The following is a 25,373-nucleotide window of genomic DNA, read 5'->3' on the forward strand; positions in this document are numbered from 1 at the left end:
GTATGCAGTTGGACCCCGTCAGCGGTTGGTGCCAGGGTGTTCGTCATTGCCCTTCGCCCAACTTCAACGAGCGACCCGCAGGCGAAGTTTCGCTGTTGGTGGTGCATAACATCAGCCTGCCGCCGGCGCAGTTCGCCACCGGTAAGGTGCAGGAATTTTTCCAGAATCGCCTGGATGTCACGGAACATCCTTACTATGAAGGGATTGTTGACCTACGCGTGTCAGCGCATTTTCTGATTGAGCGCGACGGAGTGGTGACGCAGTTTGTGTCCTGCCTCGACCGCGCATGGCACGCCGGGGTTTCCAGCTTCGAGGGGCGCGAAACGTGCAATGACTTTTCCCTGGGGATCGAACTGGAAGGCACGGATGACCTGCCATTTACCGATGTCCAATATGCGTCACTGATCGACCTGACACGTCAGTTGCTGGCGACTTACCCGGGTATCACCCGTCAGCGCATTTGTGGTCACAGCGATATCGCCCCGGGGCGCAAGACCGATCCCGGGCCCGCTTTTGATTGGGTGCGCTTTCGCAGCGCCCTGCAGGATGGAGAACACGCACAATGAGTTTCCTAGTATTGGTGCTGGCGGTCTGGATCGAGAAGTTCTCGGCCTTGCGCCAAAAATTGCAGCGCGACGGCGGATGGCTGCGCGAACTGGCCAAATTGGAATCGAGCCCGCGCCTCGGCAAACAGCCCTGGTTGATTCTGGCGCTGCTGGTGGTGCTGCCGGTGGCCGTGCTGGCTCTGTTGCTGCTGGTGCTGGAACCCGTGGCATACGGCCTGTTGGCGCTGCCGGTACACCTGCTGGTGCTGATCTACAGCCTGGGGCGCGGTGATCTGCTGGCGGGGCTCGGCCCATTCCGCGATGCCTGGCGGCGCGGCGACCTGCAAGCCGCCGAGCATGTGGCCGAGCGTGACCTGAAGGTCGGTGCCGACAGTGGCGAGCAATTGCTGGAGCGTGTTCAGGGGCATCTCTTGTGGCAGGCCTACCAGAGCTTTTTTGCGGTGATTTTCTGGTATTTCCTGTTGGGCCCGGTCGCGGCCCTGGCCTATCGCCTGCTGGCGTTGGCCAGTGAACACAGCCAGAACCCTCTGGTGGCCGAGCGTGCCGGGCAACTGCGGCATGCCTTTGACTGGTTGCCGGTGCGCTTGCTGGCGGCCAGCTTTGCTTTGGTGGGCAACTTTGTCGCGGTCAGCCGTGTGATGCTCCACGAGCTGTTGAACTGGGACATCAGTGCCGCGCAACTGGTGGACAAAGTCGGCCTGGTGGCCGCTGAAATCCCGCCACCGGTGGTGGGTGCCGACGGCATCAACAGCCTGGATCGCCTATGGGAACTGCTGCTGCGCGCGGCGGTGCTGTGGTATGCCGGTTTCGCCATCTGGACCGTGTTGCCCTAGCGGTCACGGTCAATCCCTGTGGGAGCAAGCCTGCTCCCACAGCTCGTTAACTTTACGTTACAAAACTCCCTTTCGATTTGAGCTATACAAGCAGAGCGCCAAATAGTGGCTATCTGCCGCCGCCCTGCGCCTCAAATAAAAATAATAGGAAGGGAGTTCACCTGTGAAGAGCTTGCTCTATCCCGCCGTCGCGCTGATGAACCGCCTGAGCTTCGGCATGAAGTTCAGTTTGATCAGCGTGTTGTTCCTGCTGCCGATGCTGGCCACCAACTATTTCCTGGTGCGCGACTCCTGGCGTGAGTTCCAGGGCACTCGCATCGAACTGCAAAGCCTGGATTTGCTCGGCAGCAGCCTGGCCTTGCGCCGTGACCTGGAAACCCTCAACAACCAGGTGCAGATCAACGCGACCCTCGGCCAATCCGGTAAGGCGGGCGATCTGGAAGGCAGCATCAATACCCTGGAACACAGCGTGCTGGCGCGCCTGCAAGGCCTGCGCGCGATGGCGACAGACCCCGAACAAGTCGCCGCGTTCGACGCCAAGCGCGACGAGCTGGTCGCCGCCTTCAAGGCCCAGCAGCAGGAGTCGTCGCTGCTGAGCAAAAGTGCGCTGATCGGCAAGTTGCTGAACAAGGCGCAGATGCTCAGCCAGATCATCGCCAGCCAATCCGGCTTGAGCCGCGACCCGCAGAGCGATCTACGCCAGCTCAGCGAGCTGATCACCAGCGTCACCCCGCAGGTCACCCAGACGTTGGGCGAAGGGCGCGCAATGGGCGCGTACTCCCTGGGCCAGGGTTTTCTCAACTCGTCCTCCAGCACGCGTTTCGACGAGCTGTTGCAGCAGTTGGAAAAACTCCAAGCCGAATACGGCTTGAAGCTGCAGGACGCCCTGGGCTCCAGCAAACCCGCCCACGCGGCGCTCGACAGCCTGGCCAAGGCCAGCAACGCGAGCCTCAAGCAAGGCAGTGAACTGTTTGAAGAGCAGGTGGTGATGGCCGAGACCCTCGACGCACCGTGGCAGGGCTTCTACGAAGACGTGAGTCAATTGATGGCCCAGACCTACCAGCTCAATGAGGCCACCCTGGGCTTTCTCGGACGGCAGTTGGAACAACGGCTGACGCAAAACCGAACGCACATGCTGGTGCTGGTGTCGGCCCTGGCGGCGGTGTTTTTGCTGATCTTTTATCTGTACGCCGGTTTCTATGCCTCGACGCGCACGACGTTGCGGCGCCTGGGGGCGATGATGGACAAGGTGGCGGCGGGCGATATGACGGTCACGTTTGTCGCCCAAAGCCGCGACGAGTTGGGCGACCTCGGCCAAGTGTTCAATGGCACCGTGGCCAAGATCCACGACCTGATCGAGCGCGTCGGGCACACCGTCAGCCAGGTTGAATGGCAGGCCGGCCAGGTTGAGGTGGTCTCGGCCCGCAGTAACCAGGCGGTATCCGGGCAGCGCAGCCAGATCGAACAGGTGGCGACGGCCATGAACCAGATGTCCTCCACCGCCCAGGAAGTGGCGCGCAGCGCGGCGGCGGCGGTCAGCAGCGCGCATAGCGTCAACGATGAAACCGTCAGCGGCCGTGGCCTGGTGCAGTCCCAGCAAGGCAGCATTGCGCGGTTGGCGTCGGAGATCGACGAGTCGGTACGGGTGATCAATCAACTGGCCACCGACAGCCAATCCATCAGCAGCGTGCTGGAAGTGATCAAGAGCATCGCCGAGCAAACCAACCTGCTGGCGCTCAACGCTGCGATCGAAGCGGCCCGTGCCGGGGAGCAGGGCCGTGGTTTTGCGGTGGTAGCCGATGAAGTGCGCACGTTGGCCCGGCGCACCCAGCACTCTACCGAAGAGATCGAGCAGATGATCAGCCGACTGCACAGCGGTGTTGGCGCGGCGGTCAAGGCCATGGGCACCAGCCATGCGATGGCTGAAGGCACGGTGGGCCAGTCGGAAAAGGTCCAGCAGGCCCTGGAGAATATTCTTGGCGCCGTTGGCATGATCGTGGATCAGAACCAGCAGATTGCCGCCGCCGTGGAGCAGCAAACCGCTGTCGCCCACGATATCGACCGCAACATCGTCGAAATCAACCGCGCCGGCGAACACGCGGCCGACGGCGCGCATCAGACCGAAGCGGCCAGTCGGCAGTTGTCGCAGCAGGTGATCGAGTTGAAGCAACTGATCGGCGCGTTTCGGGTGTAGGCCGTAATCGTAGGATTAGTCTTTTACTGCTGTGGCGTTTGTCTTGATTTTGCGGCGCATCTTTTCTATCGGCGTGAATGGGTGAAAATTTGTTTCATCTGGTCACAGTCCCAAGGAGGCACGGCGATGATCGCTGTATTCGGCATCAGAGGGCACTGCGCCCGATGTGACATGACGTTTGAACTCAAGCCTTGGCAATTGAACGCGATTGCCATCGACGAGCCTTTTGAGTGCACGTATTGCCAGTCGGGCCTGCAGTTGCGTTGTCGCAAACAGTTGCGTCAATTTCGCGCCCTGGACCAGTGGGCGCTGGTTCGCCCGAGCATGATCATCCTGACCTGTGCGACCTTGCTGATGGCACTGGTGGCAGAGTGGGTGGGTTTGCTCAGTATGATCGAGCAGCTCAACCTTTCGCTGGTGGCGGTGCTGATCCATTTCCTGGTGTTGCGCTATGCCCGTCATCGGCAACGCATGACCCTGGACCTGCAGGTCGTCAGCCCGCTACCAATTGAACAGCTCGCACGCATTGCGTGTGCTCGCCTGCGCCAGCGATAACGGGCTGAGGCCCATGCGCTCGGCCAGCGCGGCGCAGATCTCGGGCAGGTGCTCCGGGCTGTTGCGCTGGCCGGGGTGCATGGCGGGCGCCATGTCCGGCGCATCGGTTTCCAGCACCACGGCCTCCAGAGGCAATTGCGCGAGTACTTTGTGCATGCGCAGCGCTTGCGGCCAGGTAGCGGCGCCGCCCAGGCCCAACTTGAAACCCAGCTTGATGTACTCACGCGCTTCTTCGCGGCTGCCGGCGAAGGCATGGATGATGCCGCCCCGTGGCAGGCGGATGCGCTTGAGGGTGGCGATCACGGCGGCATGGCTGCGGCGCACGTGCAGCAGGGCCGGCAGTTGGAAATCCACGGCCAGCTTGAGTTGGGCTTCGAACAGTTGCTGCTGGCGTTCGCGGTCGAGGTGTTCGAGGAAGTAGTCCAGGCCGATCTCGCCCACCGCGCACAATTGCCGGTGGCCCCGCAGGCGGGTCAGCCAGTCGCCCAGGGCTGTCAGGTCGGCGGGGCGATGCTCGTCGAGGTACACCGGGTGCAGGCCGAAGGCTGCGAACAAACCTTCATCGTCTTGCACCAGATCCCACAGCCGTTGCCAATTTTGCTGATACACCCCCAGCACCACCATGCGCTGCACGCCGAGTTGGCGGCTGTGCGCGAGGACTTGCCGGCGATCGCTGTCGAAGTCCGGGAAGTCCAGGTGGGTGTGGGTGTCGATCAGCTCCACGCTCACACCTCTTGAATACGCTGCTTGAAGGTTCGGCCAATGGCGTTTACGCCGGGTTGATACTGCTGCTCTTCAATCGCCGCCAGGGCCAGGCGCAGCGCGGTGTCGGCGATCAGTTGATGTTGCTGGGCCATGGCATTGACCGGCAGCGGCAGGAAATCCAGCAACTGGGTATCACCGAACGTGCCCAGGCGCAGCGGTCGCGACTTGAGCGGGAAGTCATGCAGTGCGTCGAACACGCCTTGCAGCAGCACGTAGGACGTGGTCACCAGCGCGTCAGGCAAATGCCCCAGACGCTGCAGCAATTGCTCCATCAACTGTCGGCCACAGTCACGACTGAACGCCTCGCCGTGTTCGACGATCACTTCACCGCCGAATCCGTGCAGCGCTTCACGGAAACCGGCGGCGCGCGCCTGGCTGATGCTCAGCTCGGGTCGCGCACCGATCAGCGCGATCTGCTTGGGCAGCGGTTGCAGCAGGCTGCTGGTCAGTTGCTGGCAGGCTTGGCGATCGTCGCTGACCACCGAGCAGAACTGCGCGGGGTCCATCTCGCGGTCGATGGCGATGACCGGCAAACCCTTGGCTTGCAGCTCGCGATAACTGTCATCGCTGGCCGGCAGGCAACTGGCAACGAACAGCGCGTCGCAGCGTCGGGCACGGAACAGTTGCAGCAACTGGCGCTCGCTATTGGCGTCGTCGTCGGAGCTGGCGATCAGCAATTGATAGCCACGCGCACGCGCGCCCTGTTCCAACAACTTGGCAATCCGTGCGTAACTGGGGTTTTCCAGGTCCGGCAGGATGAAACCCAAGGTGCGCGTATGCCGACTGCGCAGCCCGGCAGCCTGAGGGTTGGGGGTGAAGCCATGGGCTTGGACCACCGCACGCACGCGCTCGACGGTTGCACTGCTGATGCGTTGCTGTTCGGCTTTGCCATTGATGACATAGCTGGCGGTGGTCACGGACACACCGGCGAGACGGGCGATATCACTGAGTTTCAAACCGGGATTTCCTTGTTTTCTGGAGCTTGCCCCGACAGTTTGTCCAATCGTAACCGATTACTGCAGACGACCAATGTCTCAGCTCAGGTGCCGAGAGGGTCTTCAAGGATGCGCAATTAACGCGTAATCTGCCATGCATTCTAGATTAAACGTTTCAGCAGGCGTATTTTTGCGATGTTCGCCACTGAGTGATTGCTGCCAACCGACTGCTCAGTCAGTTTGTGCGTGAACGACTTTAGACTGATTTATTCAAAACAATACCTAGTGCGCCCGCCGCACTAACTAGGAGAACGGCATGCTTGAGCTCACCATAGAGCAGATATCCATGGGCCAGACGGCTGTGGATAAATCTGCTGCCTTGCACCTGCTCGCTGACAAGCTGGTGGCCGACGGCCTGGTCGCCGAGGGTTATCTCAGCGGCTTGCAAGGCCGTGAAGCCCAAGGCTCGACCTTTCTCGGCCAAGGTATTGCGATCCCCCACGGCACGCCCGAAACCCGCGACCAGGTGTTTTCCACCGGCGTGCGCCTGCTGCAGTTCCCCGAAGGAGTGGACTGGGGCGATGGCCAGATCGTCTACCTGGCGATCGGTATTGCCGCCAAATCCGATGAGCACCTGCGCCTGCTGCAACTGCTGACCCGCGCCCTCGGTGAAACCGACCTGGGCCAGGCGCTGCGCCGCGCAGCTTCCGCCGAAGCGTTGCTGAAACTGCTGCAGGGCGCGCCGCAGGAATTGGCGCTGGACGCGCAAATGATTGGGCTCGGTGTGTCCGCCGATGACTTTGAAGAACTGGTGTGGCGCGGCGCACGCCTGCTGCGCCAGGCCGATTGTGTGAGCAATGGCTTTGCCGCCGTGTTGCAGCAGGTCGACGCGCTGCCCCTGGGCGATGGCCTGTGGTGGCTGCACAGCGAGCAGACCGTCAAGCGCCCGGGCCTGGCGTTTGTCACCCCGGACAAACCCATGCGTTACCTCGGCCAGCCGCTCAACGGCCTGTTCTGCCTGGCCAGCCTCGGCGAAGCGCACCAGACCTTGCTGGAACGCCTGTGTGCGCTGTTGATTGAAGGGCGAGGCCAGGAACTCGGCCGCGCCACCAGCAGCCGCGCGGTGCTTGAAGTGTTGGGCGGTGAGTTGCCGCCCGACTGGCCCAGCGCCCGCATCGCCCTGGCCAACGCCCACGGCCTGCACGCACGGCCAGCGAAGATCCTCGCGCAACTGGCGAAAAGTTTTGACGGCGATATTCGCGTGCGCATCGTCGATGGCGCGGTGGGCGCCGTGTCGGTGAAAAGCCTGAGCAAGCTGCTTAGCCTCGGCGCCCGGCGTGGCCAGGTGTTGGAGTTTGTCGCGGAGCCGGCGATTGCTGGCGATGCGCTGCCCGCGTTATTGGCGGCGGTGCAAGAGGGGCTCGGCGAAGAGGTCGAGCCGCTGCCTGCCGCGAGTGCGCAAGCCGCCGTTGTGGATCTCGAACCGGCGCTCAGCGCGCCGCTGGCCGGTAGCCAGATCCAGGCCATCGCCGCCGCCCCCGGCATCGCCATCGGCCCGGCGCATATCCAGGTGCTGCAACCGTTCGACTATCCGCTGCGTGGCGAGTCCTCGAGCATCGAACGCCAGCGCCTGCACGCCTCACTGGCGGACGTGCGCCGCGATATCCAGGGCCTGATCGAACGCAGCCAGGCCAAGGCGATCCGCGAGATTTTCATCACCCACCAGGAGATGCTCGACGACCCGGAACTGACCGACGACGTCGACACCCGCCTCAAACAGGGTGAAAGCGCCGAAGCCGCCTGGATGAGCGTGATCGAAGCCGCCGCCAAACAACAGGAGTCGTTGCAGGACGCCCTGCTCGCCGAGCGCGCCGCCGACCTGCGCGACATCGGTCGCCGCGTGCTGGCGCAGTTGTGCGGTGTCGAAACCGTCCAGGAACCGAGCGAACCCTACATTTTGGTGATGGACGAAGTCGGCCCGTCGGATGTCGCACGCCTCGACCCGGCCCGCGTCGCCGGTATTCTCACCGCCCGTGGCGGGGCCACCGCCCACAGCGCCATCGTCGCCCGCGCCCTGGGCATTCCCGCGTTGGTGGGCGCCGGCCCGGCCGTGTTGCTGCTGGCCGCCGGTACGCCGTTGTTGCTCGACGGCCAGCGTGGCCGCCTGCATGTCGACGCCGACGCCGCGACCCTGCAACGCGCCACCGTCGAACGCGACACCCGTGAACAACGCCTGCAAGCCGCCTCGGCGCAGCGCCATCAACCGGCCCTGACCCGCGATGGTCACGCCGTGGAAGTGTTCGCCAATATCGGCGAAAGCGCCGGCGTGGCGAGCGCGGTGGAGCAGGGCGCCGAAGGCATTGGCCTGCTGCGCACCGAACTGATTTTCATGGCCCACCCCCAGGCGCCGGACGAAGCCACCCAGGAAGCCGAATACCGCCGCGTACTCGACGGCCTCGGCGGTCGCCCGTTGGTGGTCCGCACCCTCGATGTGGGCGGCGACAAACCGCTGCCGTATTGGCCGATCGCCGAGGAAGAAAACCCCTTCCTCGGCGTGCGCGGCATTCGCCTCACGCTGCAACGCCCGCAGATCATGGAAGCGCAGTTGCGCGCGTTGCTGCGCTCGGCGGATAACCGGGCGCTGCGCATCATGTTTCCGATGGTCGGCAGCGTCGATGAGTGGCGCGCGGCCCGGGACATGACCGAGCGCCTGCGCCTGGAAATCCCGGTGGCCGACCTGCAACTGGGGATCATGATCGAAGTGCCGTCCGCCGCGTTGCTCGCGCCGGTGCTGGCCAAGGAAGTCGATTTCTTCAGCGTCGGCACCAACGACCTGACCCAGTACACCCTGGCCATCGACCGTGGCCACCCGACGCTGTCGGCCCAGGCCGATGGCCTGCACCCCGCCGTGTTGCAATTGATCGACATCACCGTGCGCGCCGCCCATGCCCATGGCAAATGGGTCGGCGTGTGCGGTGAGCTGGCCGCCGACCCGCTGGCGGTGCCGGTGCTGATCGGCCTCGGCGTGGATGAGTTGAGCGTGTCGGCCCGCAGCATTCCTGAAGTGAAGGCGCGGGTGCGTGAATTCAGTCTGAGCGAGGCCCAGAGCCTGGCCCAACAAGCACTCGCGGTGGGTTCGCCCGCTGAAGTGCGAGCCCTTGTGGAGGCCGTGTAGATGGCAAGGATTTTGACCCTGACGCTGAACCCGGCGTTGGACCTCACGGTACGCCTGGCGCGCCTGGAACCCGGTGAAGTCAATCGCAGCGAGACGATGCTGACCCACGCCGCCGGCAAGGGCGTGAATGTCGCCCAGGTGCTGGCTGACCTCGGCCATCACGTCACCGTCGGCGGTTTTCTCGGCGAGGACAACCCCCAGGCCTTTGAGGCGCTTATCGCTCGCCGTGGGTTTGTCGATGCGTTCATCCGCGTGCCCGGCGAGACCCGTAGCAATATCAAGATTGCCGAACAGGGCGGCCGCGTCACCGATATCAATGCGCCGGGGCCGCAGGTCACTGAGCAGGCACAGCAAGTGTTGCTCAATCAACTCACGTTGATTGCCCCAGGGCACGATGTGGTGGTGGTCGCCGGCAGTTTGCCGCGCGGCGTCAGCCCGCTGTGGTTCCAAGGCTTATTGGAGCAACTGAAAAACCTCGGCTTGAAAGTTGCCCTGGACACCAGCGGCGAAGCCCTGCGCGCCGGGTTGAAGGCCAGCCCGTGGTTGATCAAGCCCAATACCGAAGAACTCGCCGAGGCCCTGGATTGCCCGACGGACTCCGTCGACCAACAGGCCCAGGCCGCCGAGCGTTTGCATGCCGAGGGCATCGAGCATGTGGTGATTTCCCATGGTGCCGACGGCGTGAACTGGTTCAGCCCCGGCACGGCGTTGCATGCCACGCCGCCGAAGGTCAGCGTCGCCAGCACCGTCGGCGCAGGTGATTCGCTGCTGGCCGGGATGCTCCACGGTTTGCTCGGTTTCGATGTGCCCGAAACGACCTTGCGCCGTGCCACGGCAATTGCCGCGATGGCCGTCACGCAGATCGGGTTTGGGATCAGCGATGACGCGCAGTTGGCGCGTCTCGAAAGCGGCGTCCATGTGCGCCCGCTGACAGAACAATAAGAGGGTTTGTGATGAATTTAGCCATTGTTACCGCCTGCCCGAACGGCATGGTCACCAGTGTGCTGTGCGCCCGTTTGCTTGACGCCGCCGCGCAGCGCCAGGGTTGGAGCACCAGCGTCGAAGTGGTGGACGTGCAGCACCCGGAACGCCAGCTGTCCCAGGCCACGCTCGATGCCGCCGAGTGGGTGTTGCTGGTCAGCAGCACGCCGGTGGATATGCAGCGGTTTGTTGGCAAGCGCGTGTTCCAGAGCACCCCAGCCCAGGCCTTGCAGGACGTCGAGGCCGTGTTGCGCCGTGGCGCCGAAGAGGCCCAGGTGTATGTCGCGAGCCAAGCCCCGGTGGCGACGAAACAGGCTCCGCGGATTGTCGCGATTACCGCCTGCCCGACTGGCGTAGCCCACACCTTCATGGCCGCCGAAGCGTTGCAGCAGACGGCCAAGCGCCTGGGCTATGAGTTGCAGGTGGAAACCCAGGGTTCGGTCGGCGCACGCACACCGTTGAGCCCGCAAGCGATTGCCGAGGCCGACGTGGTGTTGCTGGCGGCGGATATCGAAGTCGCCACCGAGCGCTTTGCCGGCAAGAAGATCTACCGCTGCGGCACCGGCATTGCCCTCAAGCAAGCCGAAGCGACCCTCAACAAGGCCCTGGCCGAAGGCGTCGTGGAAAGCGCGGCGAGCGGCACGGTGGCCAAATCGGAAAAAACCGGGGTCTACAAACACCTGCTGACCGGCGTGTCGTTCATGTTGCCGATGGTGGTGGCGGGCGGTTTGTTGATCGCCTTGTCGTTCGTGTTCGGCATCCATGCCTTTGAAGAAAAAGGCACCCTGGCGGCGGCTCTGAAAACCGTCGGTGACCAGGCCTTCATGCTGATGGTGCCGCTGCTCGCGGGCTATATCGCCTACTCGATTGCCGACCGCCCTGGCCTGGCCCCCGGCATGATCGGCGGGTTGTTGGCCGGTACGTTGGGCGCGGGCTTTATCGGCGGGATTGTTGCCGGTTTCCTTGCCGGTTACTGCGTCAAGCTGATCACTCGCGCGGTGCGCCTGCCGCAAAGCCTGGAGCCGCTCAAGCCGATCCTGATCATCCCGTTGCTGGCGAGCCTGTTCACGGGCCTGGCGATGATCTATCTGGTGGGTCCGCCAGTGGCGCGGCTGCTCACCGGCCTGACCGACTTCCTCAGCACGATGGGCACCACCAATGCTGTGCTGCTCGGCATCCTGCTCGGCGGCATGATGTGCGTTGACCTGGGCGGGCCGATCAACAAGGCCGCGTATGCGTTCTCCGTCGGCTTGCTGGCGGCGTCCAGCGGTGCGCCGATGGCCGCGACCATGGCGGCCGGTATGGTGCCTCCGATTGGGATGGGTATCGCGACCTTCCTGGCCCGGCGCAAGTTTGCCCAGACCGAACGCGAGGCCGGCAAGGCCGCGATGATTCTGGGCCTGTGCTTTATCTCCGAAGGCGCGATTCCGTTTGCCGCCAAGGACCCGCTGCGGGTGATCCCGGCCAGCATCGCCGGCGGCGCGCTGGCCGGCGCCCTGTCGATGTACTTCGGCTGCAAACTGGCGGCGCCCCATGGCGGCTTGTTTGTGCTGATCATTCCGAATGCGATGAACCATGCGCTGCTGTACTTGCTGGCGATTGTCGCCGGTAGCGTATTGACGGGGCTGGTGTACGCGCTGATCAAACGCCCGGAAGCGGTGGAACTGGCGGTCACCTCAGCCCAAGCCTGACGCAGATCCAAATGTGGGAGGGGGCTTGCCCCCGATGGCGGTGGATCAGTCAATTCATGGGTGACTGACACATCGCCATCGGGGGCAAGCCCCCTCCCACATTGCGATCTGCAGTGCCTTGAAGGCGGTGTCATATCCGCTTCATCCCTGCGTGTTCTAGTTTCCCTTTTGATACTCAAGAGGGCACTTGCATGAGCCACTTCGATCTCAGCCGCCGCCGCGTGATGCAAGCCGTCGGCGCCGGTTTGTTGTTGCCGGGGCTGGCGCCGGCGGTGATTGCCTCGGTCAAGGACCGGCCGCAACTCACCGATGGCGTGCAGTCCGGCGACCTGCTCGGCGACCGCGCAATGATCTGGAGCCGCAGCGACCGCCCGGCGCGGATGGTGGTGGAGTGGGACACCCGCAGTGTGTTCAGCAACCCCCGCCGATTTGTCTCGCCGCTGGCCGACACCCGCAGCGACTTTACCGCCCGTGTCGAACTCACCGGGCTGCCCGCCGACCAGGCGATTTTCTACCGTGTGCAGTTCGAGGATGCCCAGACCGGCGTCGCCAGCGAGCCCTGGTTCGGCCACCTGCGCAGCGTGCCGCAACAGCGTCGTGATATTCGTTTTGTGTGGAGCGGCGACACCGTCGGCCAAGGCTTCGGCATCAACCCGGACATCGGCGGCATGCGCATCTACGAAGCCATGCGGTTGCGCCTGCCGGACTTTTTTATCCACAGCGGCGACACCATCTACGCCGACGGCCCGGTGCCGGCGCAACTGACTACCGAGAGCGGGCGCATCTGGCGCAACATCACCACCGAGGCCAAGAGCAAAGTCGCTGAAACCCTCGATGAGTATCGCGGCAATTACCGCTACAACCTGCTGGATGAAAACGTGCGCCGCTTCAACGCCGAAGTGCCGCAGATCTGGCAGTGGGACGACCACGAGGTGGTGAACAATTGGTCGCCGAGCAAGCCGCTCGATGAGCGTTACCAGACCCGGGACATCAACACCCTGGTCGGCCGTGCGCGTCAGGCCTGGCTGGAATATTCGCCCATGCGTCGACAAAGCGCCGACGGCGGCGGGCGGATCTATCGCAAGCTCAGTTACGGCCCGCTGCTGGATGTGTTCGTGCTCGACATGCGCAGCTATCGCGGGCCCAACGATGACAACCTGGGCGGCGCAAAACCCTTCCTCGGCCGAGAGCAACTGGACTGGCTCAAGCGCGAACTCAAGGCGTCCCAGGCGCAATGGAAGGTGATCGCCGCCGACATGCCCATCGGCCTCGGCGTGCCTGACGGCGAAGTCAGCCCAGGTGTGCAGCGCTGGGAAGCGATCGCCAACAACGACCCCGGCCCGGCCCAGGGCCGCGAATTGGAAATCGCCGAGCTGCTCGGGTTTCTGCGCGCGCAGCAGGTGCGCAACCATGTGTGGTTGACGGCGGATGTGCATTACTGCGCGGCGCATCACTACCACCCCGATCGTGCAGCGTTCCAGGACTTCGAGCCGTTCTGGGAGTTTGTCGCAGGGCCGCTGAATGCGGGGAGCTTCGGGCCCAATCCGCTGGATAAAACCTTTGGCCCGCAGGTGGTGTTCGAAAAAGCACCGCCGGCGCAGAACACGTCGCCGTTTGCCGGGTTCCAGTTTTTTGGCGAAGTGCAGATCGATGGGCAGACGGCAGAATTGACGGTGATGCTGCGCGATCTGGATGGGGTTTCAGTGTTCGAGCAAAAGCTGCAACCGGTCTGATTTGGAAAGCAGCCAACACTAATTTGGAAAGCAGTCAAAACTGATTTGGAATGCAGTCAAAACTGTGGGAGGGGGCTTGCCCCCGATGGCGGTGGGTCAGTAACCCATGAATTGACTGATACACCGCCATCGGGGGCAAGCCCCCTCCCACATGGGTTCTTCAGTGTTTGCAGGATCTCAGTAGACATCCCGGCGATAGCGGCCCTGCTCGATCAAGCGCTCCACCGTCTCGCTGCCCAGCACCTCATGCAGCACCTGATCCACCCCCGCAGCCATCCCCTGCAAACTGCCACACACATAGATCGCCGCACCGTCCGCCAGCCATCGCCGCAACACGTCCGCCGATTCGCGCAGGCGATCCTGTACGTAGATCTTTTCCTCCTGGTCGCGGGAAAACGCCAGGTCCAGCAGCGCCAGGTCACCGCTGGCCAACCAGCCTTGCAGTTCGTCCTGGCACAGGTAGTCGTGGGCGATTGTGCGTTCGCCGAACAGCAGCCAATTGCGCTGCTGGCCATCGGCAATGCGCGCCTTGAGCAAGCTGCGCAAACCGGCCAGGCCAGTGCCGTTGCCCAGCAGGATCAACGGCGCAGGTGCGTCCGGCAGGTGGAAACCACTGTTGCGGCGCAAGCGCAGGGTGATGCTTGAGCCGAGGGCCGCGTGTTCGGTCAGCCAGCCCGAGCCCAGGCCGAGTGTGCCGTCTGGATGACGTTCCTGGCGCACGATCAACTCCAGCACGCCGTCGCTGGGAATCGAGGCGATCGAGTATTCGCGCATGCCCAGGGGCGCCAGCGCGTTCACCAGCGCCTGGGCATGCAAGCCCACCAGATGGGCGCGGTTGTCCGGCAGTTGGCGGGTGGCCAGGGCCTGGTCGAGGGTGTGGGCCAGGCCGTCGATCAGCACGCTTTCGCGGCTGGCCAAGCCCAGGCCCTCGAGGAACTGCGTAATGGCCCCGGTGCTGTTGCGCGGCAGGATTTCCACCAGGTCGCCGGCCGTCCAGCTTTGCCCTGACGGCGCGCTCAGCGCCAGCAGGTACACAGCCGAACCGACACTGCCAGGATTGAGCAAGGTGCGCTGGTTCAAGCTGCAGTTTTCATACTGTGCGCTCGGCCACGCCGCTGTCGGCGCATGCCCGGTGAGTTGGCCCAGCTGTTGTTGCCAGTGCAGCAGGGCGTCGGTGTCGCCGCTGTCGACTTCCACGGGGGCGAACAATGGGTTGCCGCCCTGGTGGGTCAGCCAGAAATGCAGGCGCCGGGCAAAGCCGCAGAAGTGCGTGTACTGGCGATCGCCGAGGGCCAGTACCGAGTAGTTCAAGCCCTTGAGGGACAGGTCCTGGCCGAGCACGCTGCGCTCGAAGCCTCGGGCGCTGTCGGGCGCTTCGCCGTCGCCGAAGGTGCTGACCACGAACAGCGCATTTTCTGACTGGCGCAGTTGGTCCTGGCTGACGCTGCCCAGCGGCTGCACGTTGACCGGCAAGCCGGCCGCCTGCAATTGCCCGGCGGTCTGCCAGGCCAGTTGTTCGGCAAAACCGCTCTGGCTGGCAAAGCCGATCAGCCACGCCGGCGCGTGACTGTGATTGGCGCTGAGGCTCTCGCGGGCATTGCGTACCTGACGCTTTTTACGGCGGCGGTCGAGGTACAGCAACCAGCCGGTGATGAAGAACAGCGGCATGAGCAGCGAGCTGACGGTGAGGATGATCCGCCCCACCAGGCCGAAGTAACTGCCGGTGTGCAGTGCATAAATGCTGGTCAGCAATTGAGCCTTGAGGCTTTTGCTGGCGTAGCGGTCGTGGGATTTCACCTCCCCGGTCGCAGGGTCCAGGTTGATCTGGTTCAGCGCGCGGTCGTGGGGCGAATCTTTCAGCAGGTAAAACACCGTGGCCGGCTGCCCGGCGACCGCTGGCATGCGGATGTTGTAGGCGCTCAAGCCTGGGCCGGCGCTGCTGTAGATGCTGCTCCAGATCGCCTCGTAGTTGGCCACCGGCGCCGGGCCTTGCGGCGGCGGGCCGCGTTTGCGCATCCGTTCGTTCTGCGGGGCGTCGGACAGCAGCTTGGTAAGACCCCGGTTGTACCATTCGTAGGACCAGGACAGGCCGGTCAGCGCCGCCAACAGATAGAACAACAGGCACCAGGTGCCGAACACCGAGTGCAGGTCCCAATTGAAACTGCGGCCCTTTTTGCGCCAGTCCAGGGTCAGCCACGCGCGCCAGCTCGCCACCTGGCGCGGCCAGCGCAGGTACAAGCCGGAGAGACAGAAGAACAGCAGAATCAGCGTGCAGGCCCCGGTGATTTGCCGGCCGGTGTCGCCCATCGCGAGGAAGCGGTGCAGTTGCAGGATAAACCCGAACACGTCCTGGCCGACGGCGTCGCCCATGTAGGCGCCGGTGTAGGGATCGAAGTACCGCATCTGGCCGCGCCGTTCACCCGGCGGTGGGGTGAAGAACACGCGCGCGGCGCTGCCGCTGTCGGTTTCCACCCAGAGCATCGACACGGTTTTGCCTTCGCTGGCTTCGAGCTTGCGCACCAGCTCGGCGGGCGGCAGTACCCCGGCCTCGCGTTTTTCCACGCTCAGTACGCTGGGGTTGAGCGCACGCAATAGTTCATCCTGGAACGACACCGCCGCCCCGGTAATCCCCATCAAGGCCAGCACCAGCCCGGCAGTGATGCCGAAGAACCAGTGCAACTGGAACAGGGTTTTCTTCAACACGTCGGACCGCCTCGCTCATCTGGGTATCTGTAGCACGGCGCGCATTATGCCGTGGGTTGTCGAGAAACTTTGTTGTTTAGCACGCAAAAGCCCCACGCATCCGATGCGTGGGGCTTTGGTTTCTGGTTGACCGCTTAGAAGTGGAAGCTGGTGGTCAACAGTGCGGTGCGCCCGGCCGCCTGGTTGGCGAAGTGGGTCGAGAAGGCCTTGTCGTAGTAGGTCTTGTCGGTCAGGTTCTGCACGTTCAGTTGCAGATCGACGTTCTTGGTCAGCTTGTAGCTGGCCATGGCGTCGTAGCGGGTGTAGGACGGTACATACACGGTGTTGCCGACATCGCCGTAGACCTCGTCGACATAGAACGCACCGCCGCCGATGGTCAGTTTCGAAGTGATGTCATAGGTGGTCCACAGGCTGAAGGAATTCTTCGGCGTATTGGGCATTTGGTTGCCCTCGTTGGAACCGGCGCTGACGACCCCGTTGCGCCCGTTGCGACCGGCTTTGACCAGTTCGCTGTCGAGGTAGCTGTAGCCGGCGAACACTTGCCATTGATCCGTGAGTTTGCCGCTGGCCGAGAGTTCGATGCCGTCGACTTGGGATTCACCGGCGTTCTGGTAGGTCAGGGCATCGACCAGAATGCGCGTGTTCTTCTTCTCGGTGCGGAACACGGCAGCCGTCAGCGAAAGGCGGTCGTGGAACAGATCCCACTTGGTACCCAGCTCGTAGTTGACGGTCTCTTCCGGTTGCAGGTCGCTGGTGGCGGCGCCGGCGGACAGGGGGTTGCCGTCGGAGCCTTCACCCACCAGGCCACCGGCCGGGGTTGCCGAGGTGGCGTAGGACGCATAGATGCTGGCGTTCTCCACAGGCTTCCAGACCAGGCCGCCCTGCCAGTTGAAGAATTGGCTGTCTTCCTTGATCTTGGTGCGCCCGGCAGCGGCGTTGGTGTTGGCCACGGTGTCGAAGGTGTCGTAGCGCAGGCCGACGTTCAGCAGCCATTTCGGGTCCAGTTCGATGGTGTCGAACACGTAGGCGCCGCGGCTGGTGGCTTTGGTGTTGGTGCCGTTGTAGTTGCGCGCGATGCTACCGGTCCAGGCGTCGTCTGGGTTCGGGTTGCTCAGCGAGGTGCATTGGCCGCCCAGGCTGCCTTTGGCCACGGTGCAGACCGGGTTGGCGTTGGGGCTGATGGTGTAGCTGCTGACACGGGTTTCTTCGCCGGTGAATTCGAGGCCGGTGGAGTAGGTGTTCTTGAAACCCAGCGCCTGGAAGCTGCCGAACAGGTCGGTCTGGTTGGTGGTGGTCTCGGTGGTCGACACGCGGCTGTTGGCGCGGCGCCACACGGTGCCGAACTTGTTGACGTTGAGTTTGCTGTCGTCCGGCTGCGTGAGGATATAGTCCTGGCCGGTGTTGCCATGGCGCAGGGTGTTTTTCAGCGTCATGTTGTCGTTCAGGTCATGTTCGACGGAGACCGTGCTGATATCGGCGCGGGTCTTGCGGAAGTCGCGGCTCTTGAGGCCGTAGAAGTTATTGCTGTCGCCGCCGTCGTTGGGTTTGTCGTGCACGTGGGCGGTGGCGGTCGCGGAGCCGTAGCCGTAGGGAATCCCCGAATCCGGCAGGTCGTCGCTTTCCATGTGGTAGTAGCTGACGTTGACGCGGGTCGGCGTGCCCAGGCCGAAGGTCAGCGACGGCGCCACGCCCCAGCGGTCGTAGTTCACTGCGTCGCGGCCGGCCACGTTCTGCTCGTGGCTCATCAGGTTCAGGCGGAACGCGGCGCTGTCGTCGAGGAATTGGCGGTTAACGTCGAGCACGTAGCGGCGGGTCTGGTCGGAACCGTAGGTGAAGCCGCCGTTGGTGAAGTCCCGCGCCTGGGGCGTCTTGCTCACCAGGTTGAGGCTGCCACCGGCCGAGCCACGCCCGCCGAACGAGGAGTTCGGGCCTTTGCTGACTTCGATCGATTCAATGTCGAAGATCTCACGGGTCTGGCCGCCGGTATCGCGCACGCCGTCCAGGTAGGTGTCGCCCTGGGCGTCAAACCCGCGGATGAACGGGCGGTCGCCCTGGGGGTTGCCGCCTTCGCCGGCGCCAAAGGTAATGCCGGGCACGGTGCGCAAAGCATCCTGCAGCGAGGTGGCAGCGGTGTCCTTGAGTACTTGCTGCGGCACCACGGTGACGGAGCGCGGCGTGTCCACCAGCGGCGCGGTGTATTTTTGCGAAGAGGCTTTCTCGACCTGATAGGAGGTGGCGTCCTGTTCTTCCCCGGTGATGCTGGTGGCGCCCAGGGAGATGCTGTTGCGCTGGCCTTTCTGTTCGGTGTCTTCGGCCGCTTGCGCCAGATGGGCGACGGAGCTGGCGCCGAGAGCAACGCCGATGGCCGAAGCCAGCAAGCGTGGTGAACTGGTAGGTGTTTTTAAGCAAGTGCGCGACATGACGTGTCCTTTCCCCAAGGATGTGAGGCCGCGGAATATAGATTGAACAAGACTTTGTATCAATTGCGATTCATTGCTATTCGTAGCGAATTTACATTCTTTACACTTTTCCCTTACGGTTTTTACGATCTCGTTCGTCTATGCGTTTTACAGATTGGATAAGAATCAATACCATTAACGTCTTTCCGCTCTCAGGTAGTGCCCATGTTGCTGCATATTCCCGGCCTGTTCTCTCGTGAGGAAGTGCAGCGCATCCGCCAAGCGCTGGAAGCCGCCGACTGGGCCGACGGTAAAATCACCGCCGGGTACCAGTCCGCCAAGGCCAAGCACAACCTGCAATTGCCCGAAGGCCACCCGCTGGCCAAGGAAATCGGTGCGGCGATGCTTGAGCGGTTGTGGCAAACCCCGCTGTTCATGTCGGCGGCGTTACCGCACAAAGTCTTCCCGCCGCTGCTTAACTGCTACACCGCCGGGGGCAGTTTCGATTTCCATATCGACAATGCCGTGCGCCAGCCCAAGGGCAGCCATGAGCGGGTGCGCACCGACCTGTCGTCGACCCTGTTCTTCAGCGACCCGGAGGAGTACGACGGCGGCGAACTGGAGATCCAGGACACCTTCGGCCTGCAACGGGTCAAACTGCCCGCCGGCGACATGGTGCTCTACCCCGGTTCCAGCCTGCACAAAGTCAACGCCGTGACCCGTGGCGCACGCTACGCCTCGTTTTTCTGGACCCAAAGCCTGGTGCGCGAAGACAGCCAGCGCACCTTGCTGTTCGAGATGGACGGTGCGATCCAGCAACTGAGCGCGGATGTCCCCGACCACCCGGCGTTGATCCAGCTCACCGGCACTTACCACAACCTGTTGCGTCGCTGGGTCGAGGTCTGAGCATGGGTTTTTTATTGCGCCGTGAAGAAGTGCTCAACGTCGAACAGTTGCAGCGCATGCTCGACGACTCACCGGTGCGCGCGGCCCAGGCGATCCTGATCGCGGCCAAGGAGGGCGTGGTCGAGGCCCAGGCCTTGCTCGGGCAGATCCTCTTGGAAGGGCGCGGCATCGAGCGCGATGAAGCGCTGGCACTGCGCTGGTTCCAGATCGCGGCGCAGGGCGGGCACTTGATGGCGCGCAATATGTTGGGGCGCTGCCGGGAGCATGGCTGGGGTTGCACCGCCGACGAAGCGGCGGCGGCGTGGGAATATCAGCTTGCGGCCGAAGCCGGGTTGGACTGGGCGCAGTACAACTACGCCAACCTGCTGGCCACCGGTCGCGGCGTCGCCGAGGATCAAGCACACGCGCTGAGGTGTTATCGCCAGGCGGCGGAGCAGGGCCATGCGAAGTCGATGAACCTGTTGGGACGCTATCTGGAAGAGGGGCAATTTTGCCCGAGGGATCTGGACGCTGCCGTAGCGTGGTATCGACGCTCAGCCGAAGCTGGTGATTTTCGTGGGCAGTTCAGTTATGCGGCGGTGCTGGCCGACAGCGGCCAGATCGAGGCGGCGCTGGCGTGGCTGCGCACGGCGCTGGCAGGCGGCAATTTGAAGTTTTTGCGGGTGGCACACAAGGCGTTGGCGGCGGCGAATGACCCGCGGATTCGGGCGATGGCCGATGCCTATGAGCAACGTGCTCTGACCTGTTTCTGAACTATAAAAAACCCATGACGAGTCATGGGTTTTTTGTTTTAGGGCCGTCTTATACGTAGTACGACTTCAACGGCGGAAAGCCATTGAATTCAACCGCGCTGTAGCTGGTGGTGTACGCACCGGTCGACAACCAGTACATCCGATCACCGATTGCCAGGTTCAGCGGCAGGCCGTACTTGTAGTTTTCGTACATGATGTCGGCGCTGTCGCAAGTAGGACCGGCGATCACCACTTCTTCCATCTCGCCTTTCTTCTCGGTCCAGATCGGGAACTTGATCGCTTCGTCCATGGTTTCGATCAGGCCGGAGAACTTGCCCACGTCCGTGTACACCCAACGCTCGACGGCGGTACGCGATTTACGTGCAACCAGTACCACTTCACTGACCAGGATGCCGGCGTTGGCGATCAGCGAACGGCCCGGTTCCAGGATGATTTCCGGCAGGTCGTCGCCGAAATCCTCCTTGAGGAAACGGATGATTTCTTCAGCGTAGGTTTCCAGGCTGTTGGTGCGGGTGATGTAGTTGGCCGGGAAGCCGCCGCCCATGTTGATCAGCTTGAGGTGGATGCCGTCTTCTTCCTTCAGGCGCTCGAAGATCACTTTGACCTTGGCAATCGCCGCGTCCCACACGCTGATGTCGCGCTGTTGCGAGCCGACGTGGAACGAGAGGCCATACGGCACCAGGCCCAGGTCACGCGCCAGGATCAGCAGGTCCATGGCCATGTCGGTCTGGCAGCCGAATTTACGCGACAAAGGCCAGTCAGCCGTGGTCGAGCCTTCGGTGAGGATACGCACATAGATTTTCGAGCCCGGTGCGGCTTTGGCAATGTTGCGCAGGTCGGCTTCGGAGTCGGTGGAGAACAGGCGCACCCCCTTATCATAGAAGTAGCGGATGTCCTTGGACTTCTTGATGGTGTTGCCGTAGCTGATACGGTCGGCGCTGACGCCGCGGTCCATCACTTTGTCGAGCTCGTAGATCGAGGCGATGTCGAAGCTCGAACCCTTGTCTTTCAACAGGTCGATGATCTCGACGGCCGGGTTGGCCTTGACCGCGTAATAGATGTTGGCAAATTCGAAACCGGCGCGCAGGTCATCGTAGGCCTGGCTGATCATCGCAGTGTCGATCACCACGAACGGGGTTTCTTGCTTGTCGGCGAACGCCTTCATTTTGTCAAAAGTGGCGCGCGCGAAATAGTCTTCGACGTTGATCGACATGCTGGGAACTCCTAAGGGCAAACTAAATTGATCAATGGGTGCAAATGAACGTCCTCCGTATCCCCACTTTGGTTCGCCTACTTCCCAAGGCATGTCGCCGAAAGCAAAAAGGCCATGGGAATAACCGCTTCCCTTGGCCTTGCTGTCTCGTCGTCAGTACTTGAGCCGGATGGATCGTTTCCAGCATGGACGTTCGGCGCGAACTTTAGGACTTGAGGGGCCATAGATCAACTAAAAATGTCGCGTTTTTGCACGCGTTCGTCGCGGGACCGCGTGCAGCTACTTATGTAACCGACAGGTGTGACGGATTGATGTTCCCCGCAGGCGGATAATTGAGGGTATTTCCCTGACACACCACAGGCCAAATGTGGGAGGGGGCTTGCCCCCGATGGCAGTGTGTCAGCCATGAATATATTGACTGATACACCGCCATCGGGGGCAAGCCCCCTCCCACAGTTTTACGCGTGTTGTGTCAGATCAGGCCAGCGCAGTCTCGGCAGGCGAAACGATACTGGTCTTGCCCCCACGCGACTTACCGGAGCTCAAGTACTCGGCAATCGACTCCTGCGTCACTTCACCCAAAAACACCCGCTCGGCATCCAGCACCGGCAACCACGAGCGGTTGAACTCGTACATGCGCGACAACAGGATGCGCAAGTGCTCGTCATACGCCGCCGTGGCGTTGAACTCGAGCAGGTATTGACCGCAAGTGCCGGTCTGACGGTGCAGGTCGCGACGTCGCACATAACCCAGCGCCTTGTTCTCGGCGCAGGTGACCACCACATAGCGGCGGTCGAGTTCGTCCATCAGCTCCAGGGCCTCGGCCACCGGGGTTTGCGGGCTGACCGACGGCGCGTTGTCCGCTGCATCTTCGGCTTTTACCAGCAGCAGACGCTTGAGGGTGCTGTCCTGGCCGACGAAGTTGCTGACGAACTCGTCCACCGGGTGCGCCAGCAGGGTGTCCGGGTGGTCGATCTGCAGCAGCTTGCCGGCGCGGAAGATGGCGATCTTGTCACCCAGCTTGATGGCTTCATCGATGTCATGGCTGACCATGATCACGGTCTTGTTCAGTGCGCGCTGCATCTCGAAAAATTCGTTCTGGATCATTTCGCGGTTGATCGGGTCGACCGCGCCGAACGGCTCATCCATCAGCAGCAACGGCGCATCCGCCGCCAGCGCACGGATCACGCCGATGCGCTGTTGCTGGCCACCGGACAGTTCGCGCGGATAGCGGTGCAGGTACTGCTTGGGTTCCAGCTTGATCATGCTCATCAACTCGCGGGCGCGGTCGTGGCATTTCTGCTTGTCCCAGCCCAGCAACTTGGGCACCACCACGATGTTTTCCTCGATGGTCATGTTCGGGAACAGGCCGATCTGCTGGATCACGTAGCCGATATTGCGACGCAGGGTCACTTCGTCGAGGTCGGTGGTGTCTTCGCCGTTGATCAGGATCTTGCCCGACGTAGGTTTGATCAGGCGGTTGATCATTTTCAGCGTGGTGCTCTTGCCGCAGCCCGAGGGCCCCAGGAATACGCAAATCTCGCCTTCATTGACGGTCAGGCTTACGTCGTTCACGGCGGAGACAGTTTTGCCGTTGCTTTGAAAAGTCTTGGTCAGGTGTTGAAGTTCGATCATTTGAGCAGTCCTTTTGGAGTCAGCGAGCGTTGCAGCCATTGCAGAAGCAGGTCGGCGAAGATGGCCAGGAGACTGACCAGTACGGCGCCGACGATCAGCATCGACATGTCGCTGCGGCTGATGGAAGCCAGAATAAGTACACCCAGGCCGCCGGCACCGATGGTGGCGGCGATGGTCATCACGCCGATGTTCATCACCACGGCGGTGCGCACCCCGGCGAGGATCACCGGCACGGCGATGGGCAGTTCGACCATGCGCAGGCGCTGGCCGAAGGTCATGCCGATGCCTTTGGCGGCTTCGCGAATACCCGGGTCCACGCCGGTCAGGGCCAGGTAGGTGTTACGCATGATCGGCAGCAGGGAGTAGAGGAACACGGCGGTGATCGCCGGCATTGGCCCCAGGCCCTGGCCGAATTTGGAGTAGAACGGCAGCAGTAGACCGAACAGCGCGATGGACGGCACGGTGAGCAGCACGGTGGCGCTGGCTTGCAGCGGGCCGGCCAAGCTCGGGAAACGGGTCATCAGCACGCCGAGGGGCACGCCGACGACAATCGCGAGGATCACGGCGATGCCGACCAGGGTGATGTGCTGCCAGGTCAGGTGCAGGACGAGTGCCCAATCAAGATGGGAAAAGGCGTTCAGAAATTCCATGTCTTCTCCTCTTAATTAGTTGATCGGATGTTGGCGCAGGAAATCTGCGGCCACGGCGGACGGGCTTTCATGGTCGACGTCGACCCGCGCGTTCAACTGGCGCATGGTTTCATCGTCGAACAGTGCGGCCAGCGGCTTGAGGTCTGCCGCCAGTTGTGGGTGTGCATCGAGGTACGCCTGGCGCACCACCGGCGCGGCGGTGTAGTCCGGGAAGTAATGTTTGTCGTCTTCGAGCAGCTTCAATTTGAAGGCGCTCAGGCGACCGTCGGTGGTGTAGACCAAACCGGCAAACACCTGGCCATTACGCAGCGCGGTATAGACCAGGCCGGCGTCCATCTGCCGGGTGTTTTTGCGGTTCAGGTTCATGTCGTACAGCTTGACCATGCCGTCCATACCGTCGGAACGGTTGGCGAATTCGGTGTCCAGGGCCACCAGGCGCGTGCCTTTGTTTGTTTGCGCCAGGGCTTGGGTCAGGTCGCTGATACTGTTGATCTGCGGAAATTCCTTGGCCACGTTCTCTGGCAGCGCCAACGCGTAGGTGTTGCTGAATTTAGACGGCGACAGCCAGGCAAGACCTCTTTTTGCATCGAGTTCTTTCACCCGTGCGTAGGACTGTTCGCTGCTGAGTTTCTCGTCCACATGGTTGTAATTCACCAGCGACACCCCGGTGTATTCCCAGAGCATATCCAGTTGCCCGCTTTCCTGGGCACTGCGCGCCAGATTGCTGCCCAGGCCGCCGGTTACGCGGGTGTCATAGCCCTTGGTGCGCAGGTACTGGGCAGTGATTTCGGCCAGCAAGGTCTGTTCGGTGAACACCCGGGCGCCGATGCGGATGACTGGTTTTTCTGCGGCTTGCGCAATACCTGCGAACAGCAGGACGCAGCTCAATATCAACGTCAGTTTTTTCATGTTGGTTCCTATGCCAAGCCTTAAGACGGACGCAACCCGCGTTCCAGCCAGAGGCGGCTGGCCATGGTCACCAGGCCGTCGAGCAGCAATGCCAGCAACGCGGTACATGCGGCACCGAGCAGCAGTTGCGGATGGTTGTTCAGGGCGATGCCGGGGAAGATCAGGCTGCCCAGGCTGTTGGCACCGATCAGGAACGCCAGCGGCGCGGTGCCGACGTTGATCGCCAGTGCCACGCGCACGCCGCCGATGATGATCGGCACGGCGTTCGGCAACTCGACGCGAAACAGCACCTGGCGCGGGGTCATGCCGATGCCGGTGGCGGCTTCTTTCAGCGAACCTTGGACGTTTTTCAGGCCTTCGTAGGTGTTGCGCACGATGGGCAGCAAGGAGGCGAGGAACAGCGCGAAGATCGCCGGGCCGCTGCCGATGCCGAGGACGCCGAGGGCGATGGCCAGTACGGCCAGGGGCGGGACGGTGTTGCCGATGTTGAAGATTTGCATGAAGCGTTCTGCGCGCCCGACCATGTTCGGTCGGCTGAGCAGGATACCGGCGGGGATGCCCACAATCAGGGCGGCCAGCATGGAGACTAGGACGAGAATCAGGTGAGCTTGCAGGTAAAACAACAAATCGTCGCGGTACAGTTCGATCGTGTTGATGCCGATCCAGTGGATCAGCAGGGCCAGGAGAGCGACGACAACCGCTCCTCCTATCAGCCCTTTGCCATAGCGAATAGCCACAGGCGGACTCCTTTTGTTCAGTCGGCGAACACATTTCTTCG

Annotated in this window: 19 protein-coding genes; 10 read left to right on the forward strand and 9 right to left on the reverse strand. The window is 62.6% G+C overall.

All coding sequences use genetic code 11. The annotated features are described in order from the left end of the window. The first annotated feature begins 2 nt into the window (after positions 1–2). The 4 genes from ampD (at position 3) to ACS5Q8_RS04105 (ending at position 4,148) form a co-directional block, all read left to right on the forward strand. Complete coding sequence (ampD, locus tag ACS5Q8_RS04090) at positions 3–566, forward strand: 1,6-anhydro-N-acetylmuramyl-L-alanine amidase AmpD (protein WP_276196485.1); 564 nt, start codon at positions 3–5, stop codon at positions 564–566. Then, positions 563–1,399, forward strand: a complete 837-nt coding sequence (gene ampE, locus ACS5Q8_RS04095) for a regulatory signaling modulator protein AmpE (protein ID WP_426100737.1) — start codon at positions 563–565, stop codon at positions 1,397–1,399. The genes ampD and ampE overlap by 4 nt, the downstream gene beginning before the upstream one ends. 163 nt (positions 1,400–1,562) lie before the next feature. After that, positions 1,563–3,593: a methyl-accepting chemotaxis protein gene (locus ACS5Q8_RS04100; RefSeq protein WP_465159856.1), complete on the forward strand. Its 2,031-nt coding sequence runs from the start codon at positions 1,563–1,565 to the stop codon at positions 3,591–3,593. Between the two features lie 126 nt (positions 3,594–3,719). Then, entirely contained in the window at positions 3,720–4,148 is a 429-nt protein-coding gene (locus ACS5Q8_RS04105; RefSeq protein WP_426100735.1) for a hypothetical protein, read from the forward strand. On the opposite strand, the gene ACS5Q8_RS04110 is transcribed toward ACS5Q8_RS04105, so the two are convergent. Both ACS5Q8_RS04110 and cra read right to left on the reverse strand, forming a co-directional pair. Then, positions 4,095–4,871, reverse strand: coding sequence for a TatD family hydrolase (locus ACS5Q8_RS04110; protein ID WP_426100733.1), 777 nt, complete (start codon positions 4,869–4,871; stop codon positions 4,095–4,097). The two genes, ACS5Q8_RS04105 and ACS5Q8_RS04110, sit on opposite strands and share 54 nt — an antisense overlap. A 2-nt stretch (positions 4,872–4,873) precedes the next feature. Further along, on the reverse strand, positions 4,874–5,869 hold the full coding sequence (gene cra / locus ACS5Q8_RS04115; protein ID WP_465159857.1) for a catabolite repressor/activator: 996 nt from the start codon (positions 5,867–5,869) through the stop codon (positions 4,874–4,876). Between the two features lie 295 nt (positions 5,870–6,164). On the opposite strand from cra, the gene ptsP reads away from it, so the two are divergent. The 4 genes from ptsP to ACS5Q8_RS04135 all read left to right on the forward strand — a co-directional run bounded on the left by ptsP (position 6,165) and on the right by ACS5Q8_RS04135 (position 13,428). Next, positions 6,165–9,023, forward strand: coding sequence for a phosphoenolpyruvate--protein phosphotransferase (gene ptsP, locus ACS5Q8_RS04120; protein ID WP_276196488.1), 2,859 nt, complete (start codon positions 6,165–6,167; stop codon positions 9,021–9,023). Beyond that, entirely contained in the window at positions 9,024–9,965 is a 942-nt protein-coding gene (pfkB, locus tag ACS5Q8_RS04125; RefSeq protein ID WP_465159858.1) for a 1-phosphofructokinase, read from the forward strand. It begins immediately after the preceding gene. A gap of 11 nt (positions 9,966–9,976) precedes the next feature. Then, a complete protein-coding gene (locus tag ACS5Q8_RS04130; protein ID WP_276196490.1) occupies positions 9,977–11,695 on the forward strand; it encodes a PTS fructose-like transporter subunit IIB in 1,719 nt (572 codons plus the stop codon). A gap of 191 nt (positions 11,696–11,886) precedes the next feature. Continuing rightward, positions 11,887–13,428 (forward strand): alkaline phosphatase D family protein, encoded by a 1,542-nt coding sequence (locus ACS5Q8_RS04135; RefSeq protein ID WP_465159859.1) that lies wholly within the window; start codon positions 11,887–11,889, stop codon positions 13,426–13,428. 177 nt (positions 13,429–13,605) lie between these two features. Here the strand turns inward: ACS5Q8_RS04135 and ACS5Q8_RS04140 are convergent, their stop codons facing one another. Both ACS5Q8_RS04140 and ACS5Q8_RS04145 read right to left on the reverse strand, forming a co-directional pair. After that, entirely contained in the window at positions 13,606–16,131 is a 2,526-nt protein-coding gene (locus tag ACS5Q8_RS04140) for a PepSY domain-containing protein (protein ID WP_465159860.1), read from the reverse strand. A 134-nt stretch (positions 16,132–16,265) separates the two neighbouring features. After that, positions 16,266–18,551: a TonB-dependent receptor gene (locus tag ACS5Q8_RS04145; RefSeq protein ID WP_276196493.1), complete on the reverse strand. Its 2,286-nt coding sequence runs from the start codon at positions 18,549–18,551 to the stop codon at positions 16,266–16,268. Positions 18,552–18,755: 204 nt separating this feature from the next. Here ACS5Q8_RS04145 and ACS5Q8_RS04150 point away from each other — a divergent pair, with 204 nt between their 5' ends. Further along, a complete protein-coding gene (locus tag ACS5Q8_RS04150; protein ID WP_276196494.1) occupies positions 18,756–19,436 on the forward strand; it encodes a Fe2+-dependent dioxygenase in 681 nt (226 codons plus the stop codon). Positions 19,437–19,438: 2 nt separating this feature from the next. Continuing rightward, positions 19,439–20,188 carry a tetratricopeptide repeat protein gene (locus ACS5Q8_RS04155; protein ID WP_465159861.1) on the forward strand — a complete coding sequence of 250 codons (750 nt, stop codon included), beginning with the start codon at positions 19,439–19,441 and terminating at the stop codon, positions 20,186–20,188. Between the two features lie 49 nt (positions 20,189–20,237). On the opposite strand, the gene ACS5Q8_RS04160 is transcribed toward ACS5Q8_RS04155, so the two are convergent. From ACS5Q8_RS04160 to ACS5Q8_RS04180, 5 genes are all read right to left on the reverse strand, one after another. After that, complete coding sequence (locus ACS5Q8_RS04160) at positions 20,238–21,401, reverse strand: type III PLP-dependent enzyme (RefSeq protein ID WP_276196496.1); 1,164 nt, start codon at positions 21,399–21,401, stop codon at positions 20,238–20,240. Between the two features lie 477 nt (positions 21,402–21,878). Next, positions 21,879–23,036, reverse strand: a complete 1,158-nt coding sequence (locus tag ACS5Q8_RS04165) for an osmoprotectant ABC transporter ATP-binding protein OsmV (protein ID WP_443693293.1) — start codon at positions 23,034–23,036, stop codon at positions 21,879–21,881. Further along, a complete protein-coding gene (locus tag ACS5Q8_RS04170; RefSeq protein WP_463856021.1) occupies positions 23,033–23,686 on the reverse strand; it encodes an ABC transporter permease in 654 nt (217 codons plus the stop codon). The genes ACS5Q8_RS04165 and ACS5Q8_RS04170 overlap by 4 nt, the downstream gene beginning before the upstream one ends. A 15-nt stretch (positions 23,687–23,701) precedes the next feature. Next, the gene (locus ACS5Q8_RS04175; protein ID WP_463897674.1) at positions 23,702–24,595 is read right to left on the reverse strand and encodes a glycine betaine ABC transporter substrate-binding protein; all 894 of its coding nucleotides are present in this window, start codon (positions 24,593–24,595) and stop codon (positions 23,702–23,704) included. A gap of 20 nt (positions 24,596–24,615) precedes the next feature. Continuing rightward, entirely contained in the window at positions 24,616–25,332 is a 717-nt protein-coding gene (locus tag ACS5Q8_RS04180) for an ABC transporter permease (protein WP_247395521.1), read from the reverse strand. Positions 25,333–25,373: the final 41 nt, after the last annotated feature.

The sequence above is a fragment of the Pseudomonas sp. PAMC25584 genome, from assembly GCF_058135675.1.